The organism is Streptomyces boetiae (genome assembly GCF_031845405.1).
Taxonomy (GTDB): domain Bacteria; phylum Actinomycetota; class Actinomycetes; order Streptomycetales; family Streptomycetaceae; genus Streptomyces; species Streptomyces boetiae.
The window spans coordinates 1-18,566 of record NZ_JAVREN010000076.1; the positions used below are offsets into that span (position 1 = coordinate 1).

The following is an 18,566-nucleotide window of genomic DNA, read 5'->3' on the forward strand; positions in this document are numbered from 1 at the left end:
ACCCAACGCCCGCCCGCACCGGCCCCGGACGGCGAGCCGTCCACCCCGGAACGCCCGCCCGCGCGCCCGCGCCGGGCCCGTTCGGCCGCGGAGGGTTCGGCGAGCCGGCGCCCGCCCGCGCCCGACGCCTCCGGCGAGGAGCTTCCGCCTGCACCGAACCCGGACGGCCGATCCTCCACCCCGGAACGCCCGGCGCCGGGCTCCCGCCGCGCCCCCTCCGCCTCGCAGGGCTCCGCAGCGCGGCCTCCGGCCGACGAGCCAACGAGTTCCGCCCGTCAGGGGCCGGAGGCCCCGGCACCGGGGGGCCCGGCCGATGGTCCCGGCGGCGCGTCGCCGGACGCGCGCCGCGGGAGTTCCGCTCCGAAGGAGGCCACGGGCGGCAGCCAGGAGCCCCGTGAGGAGCAGGGGACCGGGGGCGAAGCTTCCGAGGCGCCCCGCGAGGGAGGCGAGTGATGGACCTCGCGGACGCGCTCGTCCGGGTGGCGGCCGTGCTGCTCGCGTTCCTCGTGCTGCCGCTGCTCGTCGGGCAGGGCGAGCACAAGGTGATGGCGCACATGCAGGGCCGCGTCGGCCCCATGCACGCCGGCGGCTTCCACGGCTGGGCCCAACTCGTCGCCGACGGCGTGAAGTTCGCGCAGAAGGAGGACACGATCCCGGCCGGGGCCGACCGCCGCGTCTTCCAGCTCGCGCCGGCCGTCGCCCTCATCCCGTACCTGACCGTGCTGATCGCGATCCCCATCGGCCCCGACGGCATGGTCGGCCAGGTCGTGGACGCCGGGATCTTCTTCGTGCTGGCCGTCCTCGGCGTCGGCGTCCTCGGCTCGCTGATGGGCGGCTGGGCCTCCGCCAACAAGTACGCCCTCCTCGGCGGCCTGCGCACCGCCGCCCAGCTGATGGCCTACGAGCTGCCCCTGCTGCTGTCCGCCGCCTCCGTCGCCATGGCGGCGGGAACGCTCAGCCTGACCGGCATCCTCGGCGCCTTCGAGTGGTGGTGGGTGCCCTGGCAGCTCGCCGGGGCGTTCGTCTTCTTCACCGCCGGCCTGGCCGAGCTGCAACGCCCGCCCTTCGACGCCCCGATCGCCGCCGAGGAGATCGTCTTCGGCGCGTATACCGAGTACTCCGGGCTGCGCTTCGCGTTCTTCCTCCTCGCCGAGTACGCCGGGATCGTCGTCGTCTGCGCCCTGACCAGCGTGCTCTTCCTCGGCGGCTGGCACGGGCCGTTCGCCGAGGAGCAGATCGGCTGGCTGTGGATGCTGCTGAAGACGGCCGCCCTGGCCTTCCTCGTCATCTGGGCGCGCGTGGCCTGGCCCCGGCTGCGCGCCGACCAGATCCAGAAGTTCGCCTGGACCGTGCTCGTGCCGCTCGCCCTCGCGCAGATCGCGCTCACCGGAACCCTCAAGGTGGTGATCCAATGAGCCACGGCTCAGGGCTCGCCAAGGGCCTCGCCGTCACGCTCCGCGCCCTGACCCGGCGCGCCGTCACCCAGCACTACCCCGAGACGCAGCCCGCGCTGCCCGCCCGCAGCCGCGGCGTGATCGCGCTGTTCGAGGAGAACTGCACGGTCTGCATGCTCTGCGCCCGCGAGTGCCCCGACTGGTGCATCTACATCGACTCCCACAAGGAGACGCTGCCGGCCGCCGCGCCGGGCGGGCGGGAGCGCAGCCGCAACGTCCTGGACCGGTTCGCGATCGACTTCTCGCTGTGCATGTACTGCGGGATCTGCGTCGAGGTCTGCCCGTTCGACGCCCTGTTCTGGTCGCCCGAGTTCGAGTACGCGGAGACCGACATCCGCGACCTCACCCACGAGCGCGACCGGCTGCGCGAGTGGATGTGGACCGTGCCCGCGCCGCCGCCGCTGGACGAGGCCGCCGAGGAGCCCAAGGAGGTGGCCGCCGCCCGCACCGCCGAGGCCAAGGCGGCAGCGGCGGCGGAGAAGACCGAGCCCGGGGAGGGCCCGTGACCGGGGGCAACGCCTACCTCTCCCCGTCCGGCCAGGAGATCGCGTTCGTCCTCATCGGCCTCGTGATCCTCGCCGCCGCCGTGCTCTGCGTCACCAGCCGCCACCTCGTGCACGCCGCCCTGTGGCTGGTCGTCGCGCTCGGCGGCCTGGCCGTGCAGTACCTGCTGCTGACCGCCGAGTTCGTCGCCTGGGTGCAGGTCCTCATCTACCTCGGCTCGGTGATCGTGCTGCTGCTCTTCGGCCTGATGCTCACCGAGGCCCCCATCGGACCCTCCCCGGACGCCGACTCCCGCAACCGGCCCGTGGCCCTGGCCGCCGCCCTCGCCTCCGCCGCGCTGCTGGTCACCCTCGTCGTGGACGCGTTCCGCACCGCCTGGATCGACCTCGACGCCGGGCCGCACGGGGAGTCCGGGCCGCTGGGCGAGAGCCTCTTCCGGGTCTGGGTCCTGCCCTTCGAGGCCCTGTCCGTGCTGCTGCTGGCCGCCCTCGTCGGCGCCATCGTCCTGTCCCGGAAGCGGGGCGGCTGATGCACCTGCTCTACCCCGTCGTCCTCTCCGCGCTGCTGTTCTGCGCGGGCCTGTACGGCGTCCTGGCCCGGCGCAACGCCATCCTGCTGCTGATGTCCGTGGAGCTGATGCTCGCGGCGGTCAGCCTCAACCTCGTCGCCTTCGACGTCTGGCTGCGCGACGCCGCCCACTCCGGGCAGGTCTTCACGCTCTTCCTCATCGCCCTGGCCGCCGCCGAGATCGGCATCGGCCTGGCCATCGTCCTGCTCATCCACCGCCGCCGCGGCACCTCCGCCGTGGACCGGGCCGGCCGCGGCACCGGCGAGGCCGCCCCGCTGCGGCCCGCGGCCCGCGCCGAGGCCGCCGCGCCCGCCGGGGACCGGCCCGCGGCCGATCGCGAACGGGAGGCCGGGCGTTGAACACCACCACGGCCGCCGTCCTCGTCCCGCTGCTGCCCTTCGCCGCCGCCGCCCTGATCCTGCTCACCGGCCGCCGCGCCCCCGGCTACGTCCGCCCGCTGGCCGTCCTGCCCACCCTCACCTCCGCCGCCCTCGCCGTGCTCGTCGCGGTGCGGCAGGGCGGGGACGAGCCCGTGGCCGCCGCCACCCGCCTCACGCCCACGGGCAACGACCTGCTGCCGGTCGACCTCGCCCTGCACCTGGACGGGTTCGCCGTCCTCGTCGCGGTCCTGGCCGCCGTCGTCGCGAGCTGCGTGCAGATCTACTCCACCGGCTACCTGCGCGGGGACGCCCGCTACCCCTCCTACGCCGCGCTGGTCTCCCTGTTCACCGCCGCGATGCTGCTGGTCGTCTACACCGACGACCTCATCGTGCTGCTGACCGGCTGGGAGGTGATGGGCATCTGCTCCTACTTCCTCGTCGGCCACTACTGGGAGACTTCCGCCGCCCGCTCCGCCTCGCTCAAGGCGTTCCTCGTCACCAAGCTCGGCGACGTGCCCTTCCTCATCGGCATCCTGGCGCTGGCCTCCGAGGCGGGGACGTTCCGCATCAGCGGGGTCACCGCCCACCTCGCCGGAGAGGGCCTGGAACACCCCACCCTCATCGCCCTGCTGCTGCTCGCCGGCGTGGCCGGGAAGTCCGCGCAGGTCCCGCTGCACACCTGGCTGCCGGACGCCATGGCCGGCCCCACCCCCGTCTCCGCCCTCATCCACGCCGCGACCATGGTCGCCGCCGGGGTGTACCTCGTCGCCCGCCTGCTGCCCGTCTTCGCTGCCTCCGCCGCCGCGCTCCTGGTGCTGGCCGTCGTCTCCGCGCTCACCATGCTCGGCTCGGCCCTGGCCGCCCTCGCCCAGGACGACGTCAAGCGCGTGCTGGCGTACTCCACCATCGGCCAGCTCGGCTACATGACCGGCGCCCTGGCCGTCGCCGACCGCGAGGCCGCCGTCTTCCACCTGCTGACGCACGGGGCGTTCAAGGCCCTGCTCTTCCTCGCCGCGGGCGTGCTCATCCACACCGCAGGCACCGGCTCGCTGGCCGCGCTCTCCCGGATGCGGGACCTCAAGCGCCGTGCGCCGGACGCCTTCTGGGGCCTGACCCTCGGCCTGCTCGCCCTGGCCGCCGTCCCGCCCTTCTCCGGCTTCTTCTCCAAGGAGGCCGTCCTGGGCGCCGCCGAGCACGCCGCCCTGGACCCCGGCCACGGCGTCCCCGCCGCCGCGGGCTGGCTGGTCCTCGCCGCCGGCCTGGCCACCGCCCTGCTCACCGCCGCCTACGCCGCCCGCCTGTGGCTGCTCGCCTTCCACGACCCGGCCGGCTCCCGCGAGGAGCCCGTCCCGCCCGGCGAGGGCGCCGGGCCCGCCGAGACGGCCGTCCTGTGGCTGCTCGCCATCCCGGCCGTCGGCCTCGGCCTGGTCTACGGAACGCTGCCCGACTGGTTCGACGGCGGCGACCTCGGCCCCGTGCTCACCACCTCCGTGCTGGCCACCGGCGCCGCCCTCCTCGGCGGGGCAACGGCCTGGGCCGCCTGGCGCCGCGCCTACGAGGCCGACGGCCCCCAGGACCCCGCGCCCGCGCTGCTGGGCCGCCTCCACCCGCACGCCGCCGCCGGATTCCACCTCGACGCGGCCTACGCGACGGCCTTCGTCCGGCCCGTGCGCGCCGCGGCCCGCCTGGTCCGCTTCCTGGACCGCGCCGTCATCGAGACCTACGTCCGCGGCGCCGCCGCCACCCCCGGCCTCCTCGGCGCGCTCGCCCGCCGCGCCCAGACCGGCAACGCCCAGACGTACCTCAGCGCCCTGGCCGCGGGCGCGCTGGCCCTGACCGTGGCCGCCCTCGTCGCCGCGACGGGCGGGAAGTGAGCGCCGTGAACCTCCTGCTGACCGCCCTCCTGGCCCTCCCGCTCCTGGGAGCCGCCGCTGCGCCCCTCCTGCGGACCAACGCCGCGAACGCCCACCGCCTCCCCGCCCTCCTCGGCGTCGCCGTCACCGGCGCCCTCCTGGCCGGGGCCCTCGCCCTGGCCGCCGGCTTCGACCACGACGACCCCGCCCGGATGCAGGCCGAGACCGACGTCTCCTGGATTCCCGCCCTCGGCGTCCGCCTCCACCTCGGCGTGGACGGCATCTCCCTGCCGCTGGTCGTCCTCACCGCCCTGCTGGCCTTCCTGTGCGCCCTGCACACCCTGGCCCGCCCGCCCGAGGGCCCCCGCACCGCGCCCCTGGTCTCCCTGCTCCTGCTGCTCGAAGCCGGAACGCTGGCCACCTTCGCCGCCCTCGACCTCGTGCTGTTCTTCCTGGCCTTCGAGCTGGTGCTGGTCCCGATGTACTTCCTCATCGCCCGCTGGGGCGGCGCCGGGCGCGAGGCCGCCGCCTGGCGCTTCGTCCTCTACACCGTGCTCGGCTCGGTCGTGATGCTGCTGGGCCTGCTGCTGCTCGGCGGCGCGGCCGGGACGTTCGACATGGTCGCGCTCGCCGAGGCGCACGGCGACGGGATCGGCCGCGGCACCCAGATCCTCGCCGTCCTCGCCATCGCCCTGGGCCTGGCCGTGAAGACCCCGATGTGGCCCCTGCACAGCTGGCTCCCCGACGCCCACACCGCCGCGCCGACCACCGGCTCGGTGCTGCTGGCCGGCGTGCTGCTGAAGATGGGCACCTACGGCCTGGTCCGCATCGCGGTCCCCGCCGCCCCCGAGGGGATGGAGGTCTTCGCGCCCTACCTGGGGGCGTTCGCCGTGGCCGGCATCGTCTACGGCTCCCTCGCCTGCCTCTCTCTTTCCCGCCAGGGCGCGGGCGGCGACCTGAAGCGCCTGATCGCCTACTCCTCCGTGGGCCACATGGGCTTCGTCCTCCTGGGCATCGCCACCCTCACCCGTACCGGCCTCAACGGCGCCCTGTTCGCCAACGTCGCCCACGGCCTGATCACCGGCCTGCTGTTCTTCCTGGCCGGCTCCCTCAAGGAGCGCGCCGGAACGCTCGACCTCGACCGCCTCGCCGGGAGCGGCGGCGCCGCCCTCTACGCCCGCGTCCCGCGCCTGGGCGCGCTGCTGGCGTTCGCCGCCGTCGCCTCGCTCGGCCTGCCGGGCCTGGCCGGGTTCTGGGGCGAACTGCTCGCGCTGCTCGGGGCGTTCGACCCGGACAACGCCCTGAGCAGGCCCGCGTTCCTCACCTACCTGGCCGTGGCCGCGTTCGGCACCCTGCTGACCGCCGCCTACCTGCTGATCGTCGTCCGCCGCGTCTGCACGGGCTCGCCGGCCGAGGCGCCCGGCGAGCCCGCGCCGCCCGGCCTGCGGGCCCACGAGTACGCCGCCGCCGTGCCCCTGGTCGCGCTGATCCTGCTGGCCGGGCTGTGGCCCGCCGTGCTGCTCGACCTCACCGGTCCCGCCGTGCGCGACCTCCTGCCGGGAGCCCTCCGATGACCCTTCCGATGAGCGCTCCGACGAGCATGGTCCAGTCCGTGGAGTGGGCGGTCATCGCGCCCCCGGTCATCGCCGCGGCCGGCGCCCTGGCCGTCCTGGCCGCCGACCTGTTCCTCCCCGAAGCCCGCAAGCGGCTCCTCGGCCCGGCCGCGGCGGCAACGCTCGCCCTGGCCCTGCTCGCGCTGCTGCCCCTGCGCGCGGGCGACCGCACCACCTTCTGCGCGCCCGGCGGCCCGGACCTGTGCTCCTACGCCGCCGACCGCTTCGCGCTGACCGTGCAGCTCCTCGTCCTCGGCGGGGCCTTCCTGACCGCGCTGCTCTCCCTGCCCGGCGAACGCGAACGCCGCGGCCACGAGGGGGAGTTCTGGTTCCTGCTGCTGTCCTCGGCCTCCGGCGCCGCGCTGCTGCCCGCCGCCCGCGACCTGGCCACCCTCGTCCTCGCCCTGGAGGTCACCACCCTCCCCGCCTACGCCCTGGTCGCCCTGCGGCGCGGCCCCGGCGAGCGCGGCCCCGAGGCGGCCCTGACCTTCTTCCTCTCCTCCATCACCGCCACGGCCGTCTCGCTGCTGGGCATCGGCTTCGTCTACGCGGGCGCCGGCACCCTCTACCTGGACGAGATCGCCGCCCGCCTCCCCGGCGAGGCCGCCCCCGAGCTGGCCACCGTGGTCCGCGCCGGGGTGGTCCTCACCCTCGTCGGCTTCGTCTTCAAGGCCGCGGCCGTCCCCTTCCACTTCTGGGTCCCCGACACCTACGCGGGCGCCCCCCTGCCCGTGGCCGGCTACCTCTCCGTGGTCGGCAAGGCCGCGGGCCTGGCCGGGCTGATCCTCGTCGCCGTCCGCGCCTTCCCCGGCTACGGCGGCCTGTGGGGCCCGGCCGTCGCCGTGCTCGCCGGCCTGACCATGACCGTGGGGAACGCCGCCGCGCTGCGCACCGACCCCGAGGCCCCCGGCAGCGCGATCCGCCTGCTGGCCTGGTCCTCGGTCGGCCAGGCCGGCTACCTGCTGGTCCCGGTCGCCGCCGCGGCCTACGAGGACACCCCGGGGGACGCGGTCGGCGCCGCCCTCGCGTACGGGCTGATGTACGCGGCCGTCAACCTGGGGGCGTTCGCCGTGGCCGCCCACGTCGCCCGCCGCAGCCCCGCCCACCGGGTCGCGGACTACCGGGGCCTGTACGCCCGCCGCCCGCTCGCCGCGCTCGCCCTGGCGTTCTTCCTGCTCTGCCTGGCCGGGCTGCCGCCCGGCGTCATCGGGCTCTTCGCGAAGGTCGCGGTCTTCGCCACGGCCGTGGAGGCGGGCCTCGCCCCGCTGGCCGTCGCCATGGCCGTCAACGTCGCCCTCGCCCTCGTCTACTACTTGCGGTGGACGGCCCTCCTCTTCCGCGGCCCGGAGCCGGCCCAGGCCCCCGCCCCCGCCGACGACGACACGGCCGGGGAAACGCCCCGGGCAACGCCCGCCGCGGACGTTCCGGAGCACCCCTCCGAGCCCCTCCCCGAGCGCCTCCCCACCCCCCTCACCGGCGCCATCGCCCTCTCCGCGGCCCTGGGCCTGGCCCTCTCCGCCGCCCCCCAGCTCGTCCTCACCCTCGCCTCGGGGGCCATCTGGTAGACGCCGTGCGCGGGTCCTGTGCCTGACAAGGGAACGCAGCTCGCTCGTATGGCGTTGTGCACATCGGGAGTGTCCACTGGTAGTGGAGAAACTCCGACATCCGGGTCCATCCGGGCACCCCCACACTGCGCAACCTGGAGGGCACACCGTGCACCGCCGGCACAACGGACTGCGGACCGCCGCGCTGCTGGGCGGCATGTCCGCGCTGATCCTGCTGATCGGCAGCTTCTTCGGCCGCACCGGCCTGGTCATAGCCCTGCTGATCGCCCTGGCCACCAACGGCTACGCGTACTGGAACAGCGACAAGATCGCGCTGCGCGCCATGCGCGCCCGCCCGGTGAGCGAGTTCGAGGCCCCCGAGCTGTACCGCATGGTCCGCGAGCTGGCCGGCCAGGCCAGGGCCCCCATGCCCCGGCTCTACATCTCGCCGACCGAGGCCCCCAACGCCTTCGCCACGGGCCGCAACCCGCGCAACGCCGCCGTCTGCTGCACCGAGGGCATCCTGCGCCTGCTCGACGAGCGTGAGCTGCGCGGTGTCATCGGGCACGAGCTGAGCCACGTCTACAACCGCGACATCCTGATCTCCTCGGTGGCCGGCGCGATGGCCTCGGTGATCATGTTCCTGGTGAACTTCGCCTGGTTCATCCCCATCGGCCGCGACGACGAGGACGGCCCCGGCATCGTCGGGATGCTGCTCGTGATGCTGCTGGGCCCCCTGGCCGCCAGCCTCATCCAGCTCGCCGTCAGCCGCTCCCGCGAGTTCGAGGCCGACGCCTCCGGCGCCGCCCTCACCGGCGACCCGCTCGCCCTGGCCAGCGCCCTGCGCAAGCTCGAGGCCGGCACCCAGGCCCGCCCGCTGCGCCCCGAGCCGCAGCTCGAGACCGCCAGCCACCTGATGATCGCCAACCCCTTCCGCCGCGGCGAGGGCCTGGCCCGGATGTTCGCCACCCACCCGCCGATGGCCGAGCGCATCTCCCGGCTGGAACGCATGGCGGGCGGCCGTTCCTGAGGCCATCCTGGGAGGGTGCGAACGCTCCTGAACCTCCTGTGGTTCCTCTTCTCCGGCCTGTGGATGGCCCTGGGCTACGCCGTGGCGGGCCTGATCTGCTGCGTCCTCATCGTCACGATCCCCTTCGGCATCGCCTGCTTCCGGATCGCGGTGTACGCGCTGTGGCCCTTCGGCTACCGCGTCACCGAGCGCCGCGACGCGGGCCTGGCCTCGGGGATCGGGAACGTCATCTGGTTCGTCGTGGCCGGGATCTGGCTGGCGATCGGGCACGTCCTGGCGGGCATCGGCTTCTGCCTGACGATCATCGGCATCCCGTTCGGCATCGCCCACTTCAAGCTCGTGCCGGTCTCGCTGATGCCCCTGGGCCGCGAGATCGTCCCGACGGCCTCCCCCGCCTACCCGGGCTACCGCTGGTAGCCCCGGCCGGTGGCGTTATCCCAAGGCGCCCGGCCGGTGGCGTTGCCCCGAGGCGCCCGGCCGGTGGCGTTGCCCCGAGGCGCCCGGCCGGTGGCGTTGCCCCGAGGCGCCCGGCCGGTGGCGTTGCCCCGAGGCGCCCGGCCGGTGGCGTTGCCCCGAGGCCTCAGCCCGCCTCGTTCTCCCGGCGCGGCTCGTTCTCCCGGCCCGGCCCGCCGTCCTCCGGCACGCCGAGGCCTCCCTCCACCCCAGCCGCGCCCGCCGCCGCTGCGGCCTCCCGCCCCGCCACCACGCGCTCCCGCGCGAACCGCACCCCCTCGTGCAGCGCGGCCAGCACCAGCGCCAGGCCCAGGCCCAGCGCGACGCCCCGCAGCGGGTTGTCCTCGAAGGCGTGGCCGCCCACGAAGCCGATCATCGCCGAGTAGACCGCCCAGCTCACCGCCGCGATCGCGTCGTACATCGAGAAGGACCGCAGCGGGTACCGGGTCGCGCCGGTGGTCAGCGTCGCCGCCGTCCGGCCGCCCGGGATGTACCGCGCGATGATCAGCACCAGCCCGCCGCGTTTCTCCAGCAGGTCGCCCACGCGGTCGTACGCCTTCCGCGTCCGGCTCCCGGGCTTGAGCCGGGCGTAGACCCGGGACCCCGACTTGCGGCCTATGTAGTACGAGATGTGGTCCCCGGCGAACGCCCCCAGCGCGGCGAAGACGATCACCAGCGCGATGTTCGGATTGCCGTCCGCCGCCGCGAAGACCCCCAGCGTGACCACCAGGGTCTCGCTGGGCACCACGGGGAAGAAGCCGTCCAGCTTGGCGACGGCGAAGAGTGCCACGTACACCCAGGGGGTGGCGATGAACCCTTCGATGGCATCGAGGATCGCGTTTTCCACGGGCCCAGCCTAGGCAATCCGGGCAGGAGTGCGGATCCACCCAGGGTCTTACAGCCAGCCGTTCCTGCGAAATCCACGGTGGAGGAAGAAGCAGGCCACGACGATGACACCGATCACCATGGGGTAGCCGAAGGTCCAGCGCAGCTCCGGCATGTGCTCGAAGTTCATGCCGTAGACGCCGCAGACCATGGTCGGCACGGCGATGATCGCCGCCCAGGCCGTGATCTTGCGCATGTCCTCGTTCTGGGCGACGGTGATCTGCGCCAGGTTGGCCTGGAGGATCGAGTCGATCAGCGCGTCGTAGCCCGAGACCTGGTCCGAGACGCGCGTCAGGTGGTCCGAGACGTCCCGGAAGTACCGGCGGATGTCCGGGTCCACCATCGGCATCGCCGTGTCCGCGAGCTGCTGCAACGGCCGGTCCAGCGGCGCGACCGCCCGCTTCAGCTCCAGCAGCTCCCGCTTGAGCTGGTAGATCTGCCCGGGGTCCGCGCCCCGGCCCCGCAGCTCCGCGAAGACGGCCGACTCGATCTCGTCGATGTCGTCCCGCACCGCCGCGGCCACGTCCAGGTAGTGGTCCACGACGTGGTCGGCGATGGCGTGCAGGACCGCGGAGGGCCCCTTGGCCAGGTGCTCGGGGTCCTCCTCCAGGCCCTCGCGCAGGGGGCCGAGCGACCCGTGCCCGCCGTGCCGCACGGTGACCACGAAGTCCTTGCCGGTGAAGATCATGATCTCCCCGGTCTCCACCACCTCGCTGGTCGAGGTCAGCTCGGCGTGCTCGACGTAGCGCACGGTCTTGAACACCGTGAACAGCGTGTCGTCGTACCGCTCCAGCTTCGGGCGCTGGTGCGCGTGCACGGCGTCCTCCACGGCCAGCGGGTGCAGCCCGAACAGCTCCGCGACCCCCGCGAACTCCTCCTCGCTCGGCTCGTGCAGCCCGATCCACACGAAACCGCCCGGCCGCCGCCGCACGTGCCCGATCGCCTCCGCGGGGCGGTGGTGGCCTGGCCGGCGAACGCCGTTGCGGTACACCGCGCAGTTCACCACCGCCGAGCCCAGCGGGGAACGCGCCGGGTGACTCAGATCCACGCGGCCCGCCGCCCCGTCGGCACCGGGCTGCCCCCGCCGCACGGCCTTCCGCAGGTTGCTGATCATGGACACGGGCTCGCCCGCCTCTCGCTCAACGGTAGTTGACGAACTGCACCGCGAAGTCGAAGTCCTTCTCCCGCACCAGGCGCTGGACCTCCTGGAGCGCGTCCCGGCTCTTGGAACTCACCCGCAGCTCGTCCCCCTGCACCTGCGCCTTCACGCCCTTGGGGCCCTCGTCGCGGATCAGCTTCGCCACCTTCTTGGCGTCCTCGGAGGAGATCCCCTCCTTGATCGTGGAGTACAGCCGGTACTCCTTCCCGGAGGCCTGCGGCTCCCCGGAGTCCAGGGCCTTCAGCGAGATCCCGCGCTTGACGAGCTTGGACTGGAAGATGTCCAGCACGGCCTTCGCCCGCTCCTCCGCGTTGGCCCGGATCTCGATCCGCTCCCCCGACCACGCGATCGACGCCCCCACCCCCCGGAAGTCGTACCGCTGGGAGATCTCCTTGGACGCCTGATTGAGCGCGTTGTCGACCTCCTGCCGGTCGACCTTCGAGACGATGTCGAAACTGGAGTCGGCCATGATGTGTCGGGCTCCTCACCGAGAACGCACGGGCAGTCGCCGCCCAGCCTAGCCACCCCCACCCACCCCTCCACCCCGAACAACCAGGTGGCGGACCACCCCCCGGCATCGGGTATCGTTGTGCCCGTTGCCAGGCGGTGTGCCCGAGTGGCCAAAGGGAGCAGACTGTAAATCTGCCGGCTCAGCCTTCCCAGGTTCGAATCCTGGCGCCGCCACACCAACACTACGGCCCCTGACCAGCGCGTTTGCGCGTCGGGGGCCTTCTTGCTGCCCCGCCCTCCAGGCAGCGCTCAATGTCTGCCTTGTCCCGCTCTGCCCCGCCCGGAATCGCCTCCTGACCAGCGCGTGTGGGATATCCGTGGGACGGCCTGGCCGGCCTCGGGGAGCCTCGGCCCTACGCGGTGCCGCGTTCTCCCAGGCGGGCGGAGATCCGGGCGTTGGCCGCCTCGTCGCTGTCCGCGATGAACTTGGCGTAGACGCGGAACAGCACCATCACGCTGTGCCCGGCCCGCCTGGCCACCGTCTGCGGATCGACCCCCGAGGCCAGCCATGTGGAGACCGCGGTGTGCCGCAGATCGTAGGGCCGCTTCGCCAGCGCCGAGCCCACCAGCTCCGCCTTCCTCGCTCTCCTGGATCAGCCCGCCGCGCGGGTCCGGAAGAGCCGCCCGTCCGGCGGCCAGCTCTTCCCGCAGCAGCAGGAGCTGGAGCGACTTCCCACGTGATTCGCGTCAGCTCCAGAGCGCGCCGGGAGGTGGCAAGTGTCGGCAGGTTCGGATATTTCCGTGCGCGGAGCAGGGCCTTCGCTGGGGGTTCAGCTCGGGGAACGCCCTGGATTGTCGGTGGCGCCTGCGACGCTGCTGGGATGACTCCGTGGAATCTGCTGGAGATCGACAAGGCTTTGCGCGTGAGCTGGGCCGCTGAGACTTGCTCGCCCGATGACGTGGCCGGCTGGCGGCCCGATAACCCAGCTTGGGGACACTGCGACATCACGGCTCTGATCGTCCATGACCTCTTTGGCGGTGACCTCGTGGTCGGCGAGGTGCATCGCGACGGAGTCCAGCACGGCTTCCACTGGTGGAACCGGCTGTCCAGCGGGGCCGAACTCGACCTGACACGCGAGCAGTTCCGGCAGGGGCAGAGCATCCGTGCGGCTCGCGTAGTCGAGCGTCCTCCGGGGCCGCTGCCTCGCCGTTGGGCGGAATACTTGTTGTTGCGCGAGCGCGTCAGGAAGCACCTCGGTGTCCTCCCGGAACCGATGTGAACGATTGCTGACTTCGACGGGCCACCTCGGCGGTATAGAAACTTCTCACGGCTCCGGCCGCCCACCGCTCGGCGACCGAGGGGTTGATGCTGAGCAGGCGCTGGAGGACTGCGTCTTCTGGGTGCAGCAGATGGATCTCGGAGACGAGCCCCACCGGGCGGCTCCGGGTACTTCACGCGTGCTGTCGACCACTCCACGCCCTCTCTTGCCAAATGACGGGATCAAGCATCTGATGCCATTCCCCGGGTCGTCTTCCAGCAGGTACCGGCGGTCGGCCGCGCTGTGTGTGCGCGACGCCCCAGGCGCGCAACGCCCTCCGCAGGCGCCGCAGCAACCGCCGCTGACGGCGGGTGAGGGCGTTCTCGTCGGCGCCGCACAGCCGGTCGGACAGCCGGGCGGCCCGCGCCGCGGCCCGGCGGCGGCCGAGGTCGTCGGCGTCCGCGGTCCCGGCCCAGGACAGCGCGTGGGCGCGCAACCGCTGCCGCACGGCGGCCAGGACGCACGGCAGGTCGCCGCGCACGGCCCGGCGTCCCGGCGCGAGCCCGCGCTCCCACAGCCATCCGGCGACGACCGGCGCGGCCAGCCGGACCAGGACGGTCACGGCCTGCTCCCCGCGCGAGGCGGTCGCGGGCGCGGCGAAGGCGGCCTCGGCGGCGGAGACGAACGACGAGAGGCTGACGGCCACCCACAGGGCAACGCCGTCCACGCCGGTCTCGCCCCTCTCCAGCACGTTCGCGCGGGCCCGGATCGCGCAGGCCACGACGGTGCCTTCCTGCAGCCCGAGGGTGAGCACGGCCACGGGCGTGACGAGGGGGCCGGGAATGCGGGCCGCGAGGACGGCGGCGTGCGTCACGGGCCACATGCCCACGAGCGAGGAGGCGGTCGCCACGCCGGCGACCGCGTAGGTGACGGCGTCGGCACGGGCGCGGGCCCGCCTGACGCGCTCGGCGGCCGTCTCACAACTAGGGTTTCGCAAGGCTCGATCTCCTCAGTTGGGTGAGGGGTTCGGGTCCGGCGCCGGGCCGACGGTGACGCGTCGGCCCGGGGCCATCGTCTTCACAGCCCCGCAAGACTTACATAACTTACAACACTCGCGCAACCTACAATCTCCGCATGCCGAACGACGCCCTCCGCGACCCGAGCGAACACCTCCGCCTCCACTGGGGCGAGGTCCTCGCCGACGCGGCCCACCGCGGCGTCCACCGCGAGGTCACCCGCAACGACCGCGTCGTCGCCGTCTTCGTCCCCCCCGACTGGTACGCCACCGCCCGCCGCACCCACCCGGCCCCCCAACCCCAAAGCTGGACCTCCCGCGCCGGCCGCGAAGACCTCACCCGCGTCCTGGACGCCGTCGAGTACGAAGGCGCCCACGCCACCATCACCCGCTACGGCCGCCCGGCCGCGGCCGTCGTACCGACGGCCTGGTACGAGTCCGCCACGGCCGCCTCACGCTCAGACGACGACAGCCGGTCGTGACGGGCGGCCCGCTGACCCTGCGGAGGCTGGCGCTGCCCGAACCTACGGAGGACCGCCCGCCCAAGCCGCCGGGCACCGCAGGATCTTCCGTTGCGAACCACCAGGTTGATGAGGACGCCGGGACTACGCCGGGGACGTGGCGGCGCCCCCCCGTGGTTGACGAGGACACGAGAACACCGCCCGGCACAGGGTGGGGCGACCTAGTTGCGAACCCACCAGGGGTGAGCAGGACCCCGGCCCTGGATCACGGTCGTCGTGGACGAGGGCGCGTTGCGAACCCACCTGGGTTGATGAGGACCCGAAGGTAAAGTCCCTGGCCAGACGCCAGATACGGGCCGCAGCGGGGGCCGATTCTGCAGCAGTCCGGCGATAGTGCATCTGTGCAGGTCAGAGCCTCGTGCGGGGGCTGGGGTCAGCGTTGCCACCCTGGTGGACAGCTTAGGTGCGGGAGGCCGAAGGCGCTTGCCCGGGACGGGATTCGGGGGCCCGGTCGGCGGCGCCACCGCACCGGCTGTCAGGGGAGTGCGGGCACGCAGGTCAGCCCGGGAGTGCTCCCGTCCGTGTAGCGAAGTCGCGCAGGCCCGGGAGGTGGTGGGGGGAGTAGAGGAGGTCGGTGGTGACCAGGCGCAGGGAGGGGCGGCGGGCTTCTTCGGGGGCGAGGCGTTCGAGGGCGCGGAGGGCCGCGTAGGTGCGGGCGGGGTCGCCGATGTGGTTCCACATGCGGGCGGTGTCGGTGAGGTAGCGGGCCTGGCGTTCGGTGGTGGGCAGGCGGGCGGGGACGATGCGGGCGGCGTAGGGGAGGGCGTCGTCGGGGGTGCCCAGCGCGGTGAACGTCGAGATGCGGTACATGGCGCATTCGTCGAGGCTGGCGTTGATGACGAACAGGCCGGTGCGGGCGGCGTGTTGGGGGATGCGGCGGGTGGTTTCCTCGGCTTCGGCGAGGAGGTCGAGGGCGGTGGTGCGCTGCCTGGCGGCTGCGGCGGTGTATGCGCCGGTCATGAGCAGGCAGGCGCGGGCGGCGAGGGCCTGGGGGGAGGGCGTTCCGCGGTCCGCGTCCAGGGAGGCGGCGGTGCGGGAGAGGAGGCTGACGGCCGCCTGGGTGCGTCCGGCGCGGCGCATGGTGATGGCCAGGACGCGGGCGGCCTCGCCGATGGGCTGGGGGTCGCCGCCGGCGCGGGCGGCGCTGAGGGCGCGGTCGGCGGCGACCCAGGTGGCCTCGGAGCGCTGCTTGACGCCGAGTTCGGTGGCCAGGACGTAGGCGCGGGCGAGGAGGGTGTGGGCCTGTTCGCGGGCGCGGCCGGCGGCGGCGTCACGGGTTGCCTCGGCGGTGGCGATCAGCCCTGGGAGCGCGGCGGCGAGGGCCTGGTAGCGGGTGGCCTCGTAGTCGGCGCGGGCCGCGCCGAGCGCGGCGGCCAGCCGGGGGAGTGGGGCGGGGGCGGCGGACGGGCCGTCGAAGAGGGCCCGTTCCAGGGCTGCGGCGGGGTCGGCCGCGGCGGCGGGAGTGGCGGGGGAGGCGGCGATGAGGCCCGCGCCCAGGCCGAGCGCTCCGGTCATCATCTCGCGACGTCGCACGGGCTCCTCCTCCGCTGGGGCTGCTCCGGTCACCCTAGCCGCAGTGCGTAACGCCCCGAGAGCACTGAGTGGCATCGTCGGCAGGAACGCCGGGGGCGAGGGACCAAGAAGGGTTGGCAGCAGGTGATTCGGCGCGTCGAGTCCGGATGACCCCTCTCGTTACCCGGGCAGCGAAAGGCCCAGTTCGCGCAGGCGGGGCAGGCAGGCTTCGAGGCACTGCTCGACCGAGGCGGCATCCGTTCGCACGAGGACATCGTCACGCGAGGGGGCGCCACTGGCCACGAATGTCCAGGGCTCGCGCCGCTCGGCCATCCGCTCGGAGTCAGCCTTGAGGATCACAGTGATGCCCTGTTCAGCCAGTGCCTCCATGATTGCCACGACGTCCACGGGCGGTCTCCCCCTCAAGAGGTGCTTCGAACAGCCACTGGAACCTACCTGTCGAGGCCAGCCCCCCAAAGGACCTCCAAGGAGCCCCGCCCGCGAGCCGCTCACCGACCGCTGGCAGGGCGGCGCCTTCGCCGACGCCGCCCTGCCGTGAGCCGTATCCCCGGCGAACCGCTCACCAGAGGAGGTCAGCGGATCGTTCCCCAGCCGCGCGGCAGGCCCCGGCCCCCGCGAGGCGGGGCCACCGGGCGCCGTCGCGTCGCCCACAGCACGGTGGTGGCTCGCATGGTGAACGACTCGCCGCCGTTGAACTCCAGGCGCCGGCCGCCGCGGGGGAGGGCTGTCATGTCGGTGACGGTGTAGCACTGGCCGCCGACGAGGATCTGATCGCCGAGGCGGACCGTGGAGGCGTCCACCGTCACGCCTTCCATGATTGCGTCGCTCACCGGGCGCCTCCGGCTTCGCGGCCGGGGCGGTCCCGGTGCTGCGGGGTGAAGGCGGCCCACACTGTCTTCGTCGTGCGGCCGACGTTGGTGCCCCAGGCGTCGGCGAGCCGTTCCACCAGGGCCAGGCCGCGGCCGTTCTCGGCGTCCGGTCCGGCCTCGCGCCGCACCGGCACCCGCTGCGGGCAGCGGTCGGTGACGGCGACGTACACCTCGCCCGCACCTCCCAACGAGGCGGCGTGCCGGACGACTTCGACCATCACCTCGCCCGGCGCGTGCGCCACGGCGTTGCCGAACAGCTCCCCGACTACCAGCAGTACGGCGTCCTCGTGCCCCGACAGCCCCCAGCCGCCGAGCCGTTCACGCACCGCCCGCCGCACGGACGACGCGCACCGCGCCTCGCCCGCCACCCGCAGAAGCAGGTGATCACGGGACGCCTGCCCCGACGCACCGCCGCCGGTCTCCCGCGCCCAGCGCACCTGGGGGAACGCCCGGCCCAACGCCCGCCTGACCCGCAGAACCGGCTGCCGCGCCTCGCCGCCGGCCCAGCCGACGAGCAGAAACGGCAGACCCGCCGCCGCGCTCACCGCGTGGCCCCTGCGCGCAGCCCGGCCGGGGACGTTCCCGAGGCAGGTCCGGAGCAGACCGCGAGGGGCGTTAACAACCGCCGGAGCGGCGTGCGGAGAAGGGTTTCGATGTGCGTCACTTCGTTGTCCTGACCGTGGGTGGTGGAGCGGCGCGCAGAGGAGCAAGCCGCGTGCAGGGCAGCCGACTTCATGCAGAGTTACGGCCCGCTTACTGCCTGTCCCTTAGGCTGGGTGCGGAACAGTGACGGATGCAAGACTACGAGTCGCGTCGTACGCCTTTTGGTGCTCGAACAGTTGACGTGCATTACAAGCCGAGTCCGGACAGCGCTACAGAACGAGCGTCGGTGGGCTTCACAATGAACGCGGAAGGGATGAGCGGATGGCGGAGGGAACGACAGGCTCGACCGTGCCGAGGCGCCAACTCGGCCGGTACCTCCGGGAGCTGAGGGAGGCGGCCCGGTTGTCGGTCAAGGCCGCTGCGGCAAGTCTCGAATGGTCGACTCCGAAGATCTGGCGGATCGAGACGGGCCAGGTGTCGTTGCGCAGCTTCGACGTGCGCAACATGTGCGAGATCTACGGTGCCTCGCCGGAGATGACCGAGGCGCTGACGGGGCTCGCGAAGGAAACCAAGGCCAGAGGGTGGTGGCATGCCTACGGCGATGTGATCCCGGAGGGATTCGACCTGTACGTGGGTCTGGAAGAGGCCGCCGTGAGCCAGGATTCGTACCAGAGCGACATCATCCCGGGGCTGTTCCAGACCGAGGGCTACGCCCGCGACGTCATCCGTACGCATACCCGAGGGATTGGGGACGCGGAACTCGAAGGCCGAGTGCGCCTGCGCATCGAGCGGCAGACGATCCTCACCCGGGTAACGGCGCCGCTCACCCTGCGTGTTGCGTTGAGTGAGACGGTCCTGCGCCGTCCCGTTGGC

21 protein-coding genes and 1 tRNA gene are annotated in these 18,566 nt (G+C 73.4%); 13 read left to right on the forward strand and 9 right to left on the reverse strand.

Annotation, left to right across the window (positions count from 1 at the left end; genetic code table 11):
* The first annotated feature begins 452 nt into the window (after window positions 1-452).
* The 9 genes from RM780_RS26670 to RM780_RS26710 all read left to right on the forward strand — a co-directional run bounded on the left by RM780_RS26670 (window position 453) and on the right by RM780_RS26710 (window position 9,363).
* Window positions 453-1,415, forward strand: a complete 963-nt coding sequence (locus RM780_RS26670; RefSeq protein WP_311633471.1) for a complex I subunit 1/NuoH family protein — start codon at window positions 453-455, stop codon at window positions 1,413-1,415.
* The gene (locus RM780_RS26675) at window positions 1,412-1,960 is read left to right on the forward strand and encodes a NuoI/complex I 23 kDa subunit family protein (RefSeq protein WP_311633472.1); all 549 of its coding nucleotides are present in this window, start codon (window positions 1,412-1,414) and stop codon (window positions 1,958-1,960) included. The genes RM780_RS26670 and RM780_RS26675 overlap by 4 nt, the downstream gene beginning before the upstream one ends.
* Window positions 1,957-2,487, forward strand: a complete 531-nt coding sequence (locus RM780_RS26680; RefSeq protein ID WP_311633473.1) for an NADH-quinone oxidoreductase subunit J family protein — start codon at window positions 1,957-1,959, stop codon at window positions 2,485-2,487. Before RM780_RS26675 ends, RM780_RS26680 begins: the two co-directional genes overlap by 4 nt.
* A complete protein-coding gene (nuoK, locus tag RM780_RS26685) occupies window positions 2,487-2,885 on the forward strand; it encodes an NADH-quinone oxidoreductase subunit NuoK (RefSeq protein WP_311633474.1) in 399 nt (132 codons plus the stop codon). The genes RM780_RS26680 and nuoK overlap by 1 nt, the downstream gene beginning before the upstream one ends.
* A complete protein-coding gene (locus RM780_RS26690) occupies window positions 2,882-4,780 on the forward strand; it encodes an NADH-quinone oxidoreductase subunit 5 family protein (protein ID WP_311633475.1) in 1,899 nt (632 codons plus the stop codon). The genes nuoK and RM780_RS26690 overlap by 4 nt, the downstream gene beginning before the upstream one ends.
* The gene (locus RM780_RS26695; RefSeq protein ID WP_394813091.1) at window positions 4,777-6,333 is read left to right on the forward strand and encodes a complex I subunit 4 family protein; all 1,557 of its coding nucleotides are present in this window, start codon (window positions 4,777-4,779) and stop codon (window positions 6,331-6,333) included. The genes RM780_RS26690 and RM780_RS26695 overlap by 4 nt, the downstream gene beginning before the upstream one ends.
* Window positions 6,334-6,341: 8 nt before the next feature.
* On the forward strand, window positions 6,342-7,937 hold the full coding sequence (locus tag RM780_RS26700; protein ID WP_311633477.1) for an NADH-quinone oxidoreductase subunit N: 1,596 nt from the start codon (window positions 6,342-6,344) through the stop codon (window positions 7,935-7,937).
* Between the two features lie 148 nt (window positions 7,938-8,085).
* Window positions 8,086-8,946 (forward strand): zinc metalloprotease HtpX, encoded by an 861-nt coding sequence (htpX, locus tag RM780_RS26705; RefSeq protein WP_311633478.1) that lies wholly within the window; start codon window positions 8,086-8,088, stop codon window positions 8,944-8,946.
* 15 nt (window positions 8,947-8,961) lie between these two features.
* Window positions 8,962-9,363: a YccF domain-containing protein gene (locus RM780_RS26710; RefSeq protein WP_311633479.1), complete on the forward strand. Its 402-nt coding sequence runs from the start codon at window positions 8,962-8,964 to the stop codon at window positions 9,361-9,363.
* A gap of 163 nt (window positions 9,364-9,526) precedes the next feature.
* On the opposite strand, the gene RM780_RS26715 is transcribed toward RM780_RS26710, so the two are convergent.
* The 3 genes from RM780_RS26715 to RM780_RS26725 are packed head-to-tail and all read right to left on the reverse strand — an operon-like array spanning window position 9,527 to window position 11,912.
* Window positions 9,527-10,246, reverse strand: coding sequence for a DedA family protein (locus RM780_RS26715; protein ID WP_311633480.1), 720 nt, complete (start codon window positions 10,244-10,246; stop codon window positions 9,527-9,529).
* Window positions 10,247-10,294: 48 nt separating this feature from the next.
* Complete coding sequence (locus RM780_RS26720) at window positions 10,295-11,398, reverse strand: magnesium and cobalt transport protein CorA (protein WP_311633490.1); 1,104 nt, start codon at window positions 11,396-11,398, stop codon at window positions 10,295-10,297.
* A 25-nt stretch (window positions 11,399-11,423) separates the two neighbouring features.
* On the reverse strand, window positions 11,424-11,912 hold the full coding sequence (locus RM780_RS26725) for a YajQ family cyclic di-GMP-binding protein (RefSeq protein WP_311633481.1): 489 nt from the start codon (window positions 11,910-11,912) through the stop codon (window positions 11,424-11,426).
* 133 nt (window positions 11,913-12,045) lie between these two features.
* On the opposite strand from RM780_RS26725, the gene RM780_RS26730 reads away from it, so the two are divergent.
* Window positions 12,046-12,127: transfer RNA gene (locus RM780_RS26730), tRNA-Tyr, on the forward strand.
* Window positions 12,128-12,306: 179 nt separating this feature from the next.
* Here the strand turns inward: RM780_RS26730 and RM780_RS26735 are convergent.
* Entirely contained in the window at window positions 12,307-12,519 is a 213-nt protein-coding gene (locus RM780_RS26735; RefSeq protein WP_394813092.1) for a site-specific integrase, read from the reverse strand.
* Window positions 12,520-12,774: 255 nt separating this feature from the next.
* On the opposite strand from RM780_RS26735, the gene RM780_RS26740 reads away from it, so the two are divergent.
* On the forward strand, window positions 12,775-13,173 hold the full coding sequence (locus tag RM780_RS26740) for a YunG family protein (protein WP_311633482.1): 399 nt from the start codon (window positions 12,775-12,777) through the stop codon (window positions 13,171-13,173).
* Window positions 13,174-13,345: 172 nt separating this feature from the next.
* Here the strand turns inward: RM780_RS26740 and RM780_RS26745 are convergent, their stop codons facing one another.
* Window positions 13,346-14,149: a hypothetical protein gene (locus tag RM780_RS26745; RefSeq protein ID WP_311633483.1), complete on the reverse strand. Its 804-nt coding sequence runs from the start codon at window positions 14,147-14,149 to the stop codon at window positions 13,346-13,348.
* A gap of 137 nt (window positions 14,150-14,286) precedes the next feature.
* On the opposite strand from RM780_RS26745, the gene RM780_RS26750 reads away from it, so the two are divergent.
* Window positions 14,287-14,649: a type II toxin-antitoxin system prevent-host-death family antitoxin gene (locus RM780_RS26750; RefSeq protein WP_311633484.1), complete on the forward strand. Its 363-nt coding sequence runs from the start codon at window positions 14,287-14,289 to the stop codon at window positions 14,647-14,649.
* A 537-nt stretch (window positions 14,650-15,186) separates the two neighbouring features.
* Here the strand turns inward: RM780_RS26750 and RM780_RS26755 are convergent.
* The 4 genes from RM780_RS26755 to RM780_RS26770 all read right to left on the reverse strand — a co-directional run bounded on the left by RM780_RS26755 (window position 15,187) and on the right by RM780_RS26770 (window position 17,635).
* Window positions 15,187-16,221 (reverse strand): transcriptional regulator, encoded by a 1,035-nt coding sequence (locus RM780_RS26755; RefSeq protein ID WP_311633485.1) that lies wholly within the window; start codon window positions 16,219-16,221, stop codon window positions 15,187-15,189.
* Between the two features lie 159 nt (window positions 16,222-16,380).
* Window positions 16,381-16,608 carry a hypothetical protein gene (locus tag RM780_RS26760; protein WP_311633486.1) on the reverse strand — a complete coding sequence of 76 codons (228 nt, stop codon included), beginning with the start codon at window positions 16,606-16,608 and terminating at the stop codon, window positions 16,381-16,383.
* Window positions 16,609-16,793: 185 nt separating this feature from the next.
* Window positions 16,794-17,051 (reverse strand): hypothetical protein, encoded by a 258-nt coding sequence (locus RM780_RS26765; RefSeq protein WP_311633487.1) that lies wholly within the window; start codon window positions 17,049-17,051, stop codon window positions 16,794-16,796.
* Window positions 17,048-17,635: an ATP-binding protein gene (locus RM780_RS26770; protein WP_311633488.1), complete on the reverse strand. Its 588-nt coding sequence runs from the start codon at window positions 17,633-17,635 to the stop codon at window positions 17,048-17,050. Before RM780_RS26770 ends, RM780_RS26765 begins: the two co-directional genes overlap by 4 nt.
* Window positions 17,636-18,014: 379 nt before the next feature.
* Here RM780_RS26770 and RM780_RS26775 point away from each other — a divergent pair.
* Window positions 18,015-18,566: Scr1 family TA system antitoxin-like transcriptional regulator (locus tag RM780_RS26775; protein ID WP_311633489.1), on the forward strand; the 552-nt coding region annotated here is incomplete at its 3' end.

What these genes read in the sequence shown, in the direction of transcription:
- RM780_RS26670 (WP_311633471.1), top strand. Translation starts at nt 453, where the DNA reads ATGGACCTCGCGGACGCGCTCGTCCGGGTGGCGGCCGTGCTGCTCGCG.
- RM780_RS26740 (WP_311633482.1), top strand. Translation starts at nt 12,775, where the DNA reads ATGACTCCGTGGAATCTGCTGGAGATCGACAAGGCTTTGCGCGTGAGC.
- RM780_RS26700 (WP_311633477.1), top strand. Translation starts at nt 6,342, where the DNA reads ATGAGCGCTCCGACGAGCATGGTCCAGTCCGTGGAGTGGGCGGTCATC.
- RM780_RS26725 (WP_311633481.1), bottom strand. Translation starts at nt 11,912, where the DNA reads ATGGCCGACTCCAGTTTCGACATCGTCTCGAAGGTCGACCGGCAGGAG.
- RM780_RS26750 (WP_311633484.1), top strand. Translation starts at nt 14,287, where the DNA reads ATGCCGAACGACGCCCTCCGCGACCCGAGCGAACACCTCCGCCTCCAC.
- RM780_RS26675 (WP_311633472.1), top strand. Translation starts at nt 1,412, where the DNA reads ATGAGCCACGGCTCAGGGCTCGCCAAGGGCCTCGCCGTCACGCTCCGC.
- RM780_RS26720 (WP_311633490.1), bottom strand. Translation starts at nt 11,398, where the DNA reads ATGATCAGCAACCTGCGGAAGGCCGTGCGGCGGGGGCAGCCCGGTGCC.
- nuoK (WP_311633474.1), top strand. Translation starts at nt 2,487, where the DNA reads ATGCACCTGCTCTACCCCGTCGTCCTCTCCGCGCTGCTGTTCTGCGCG.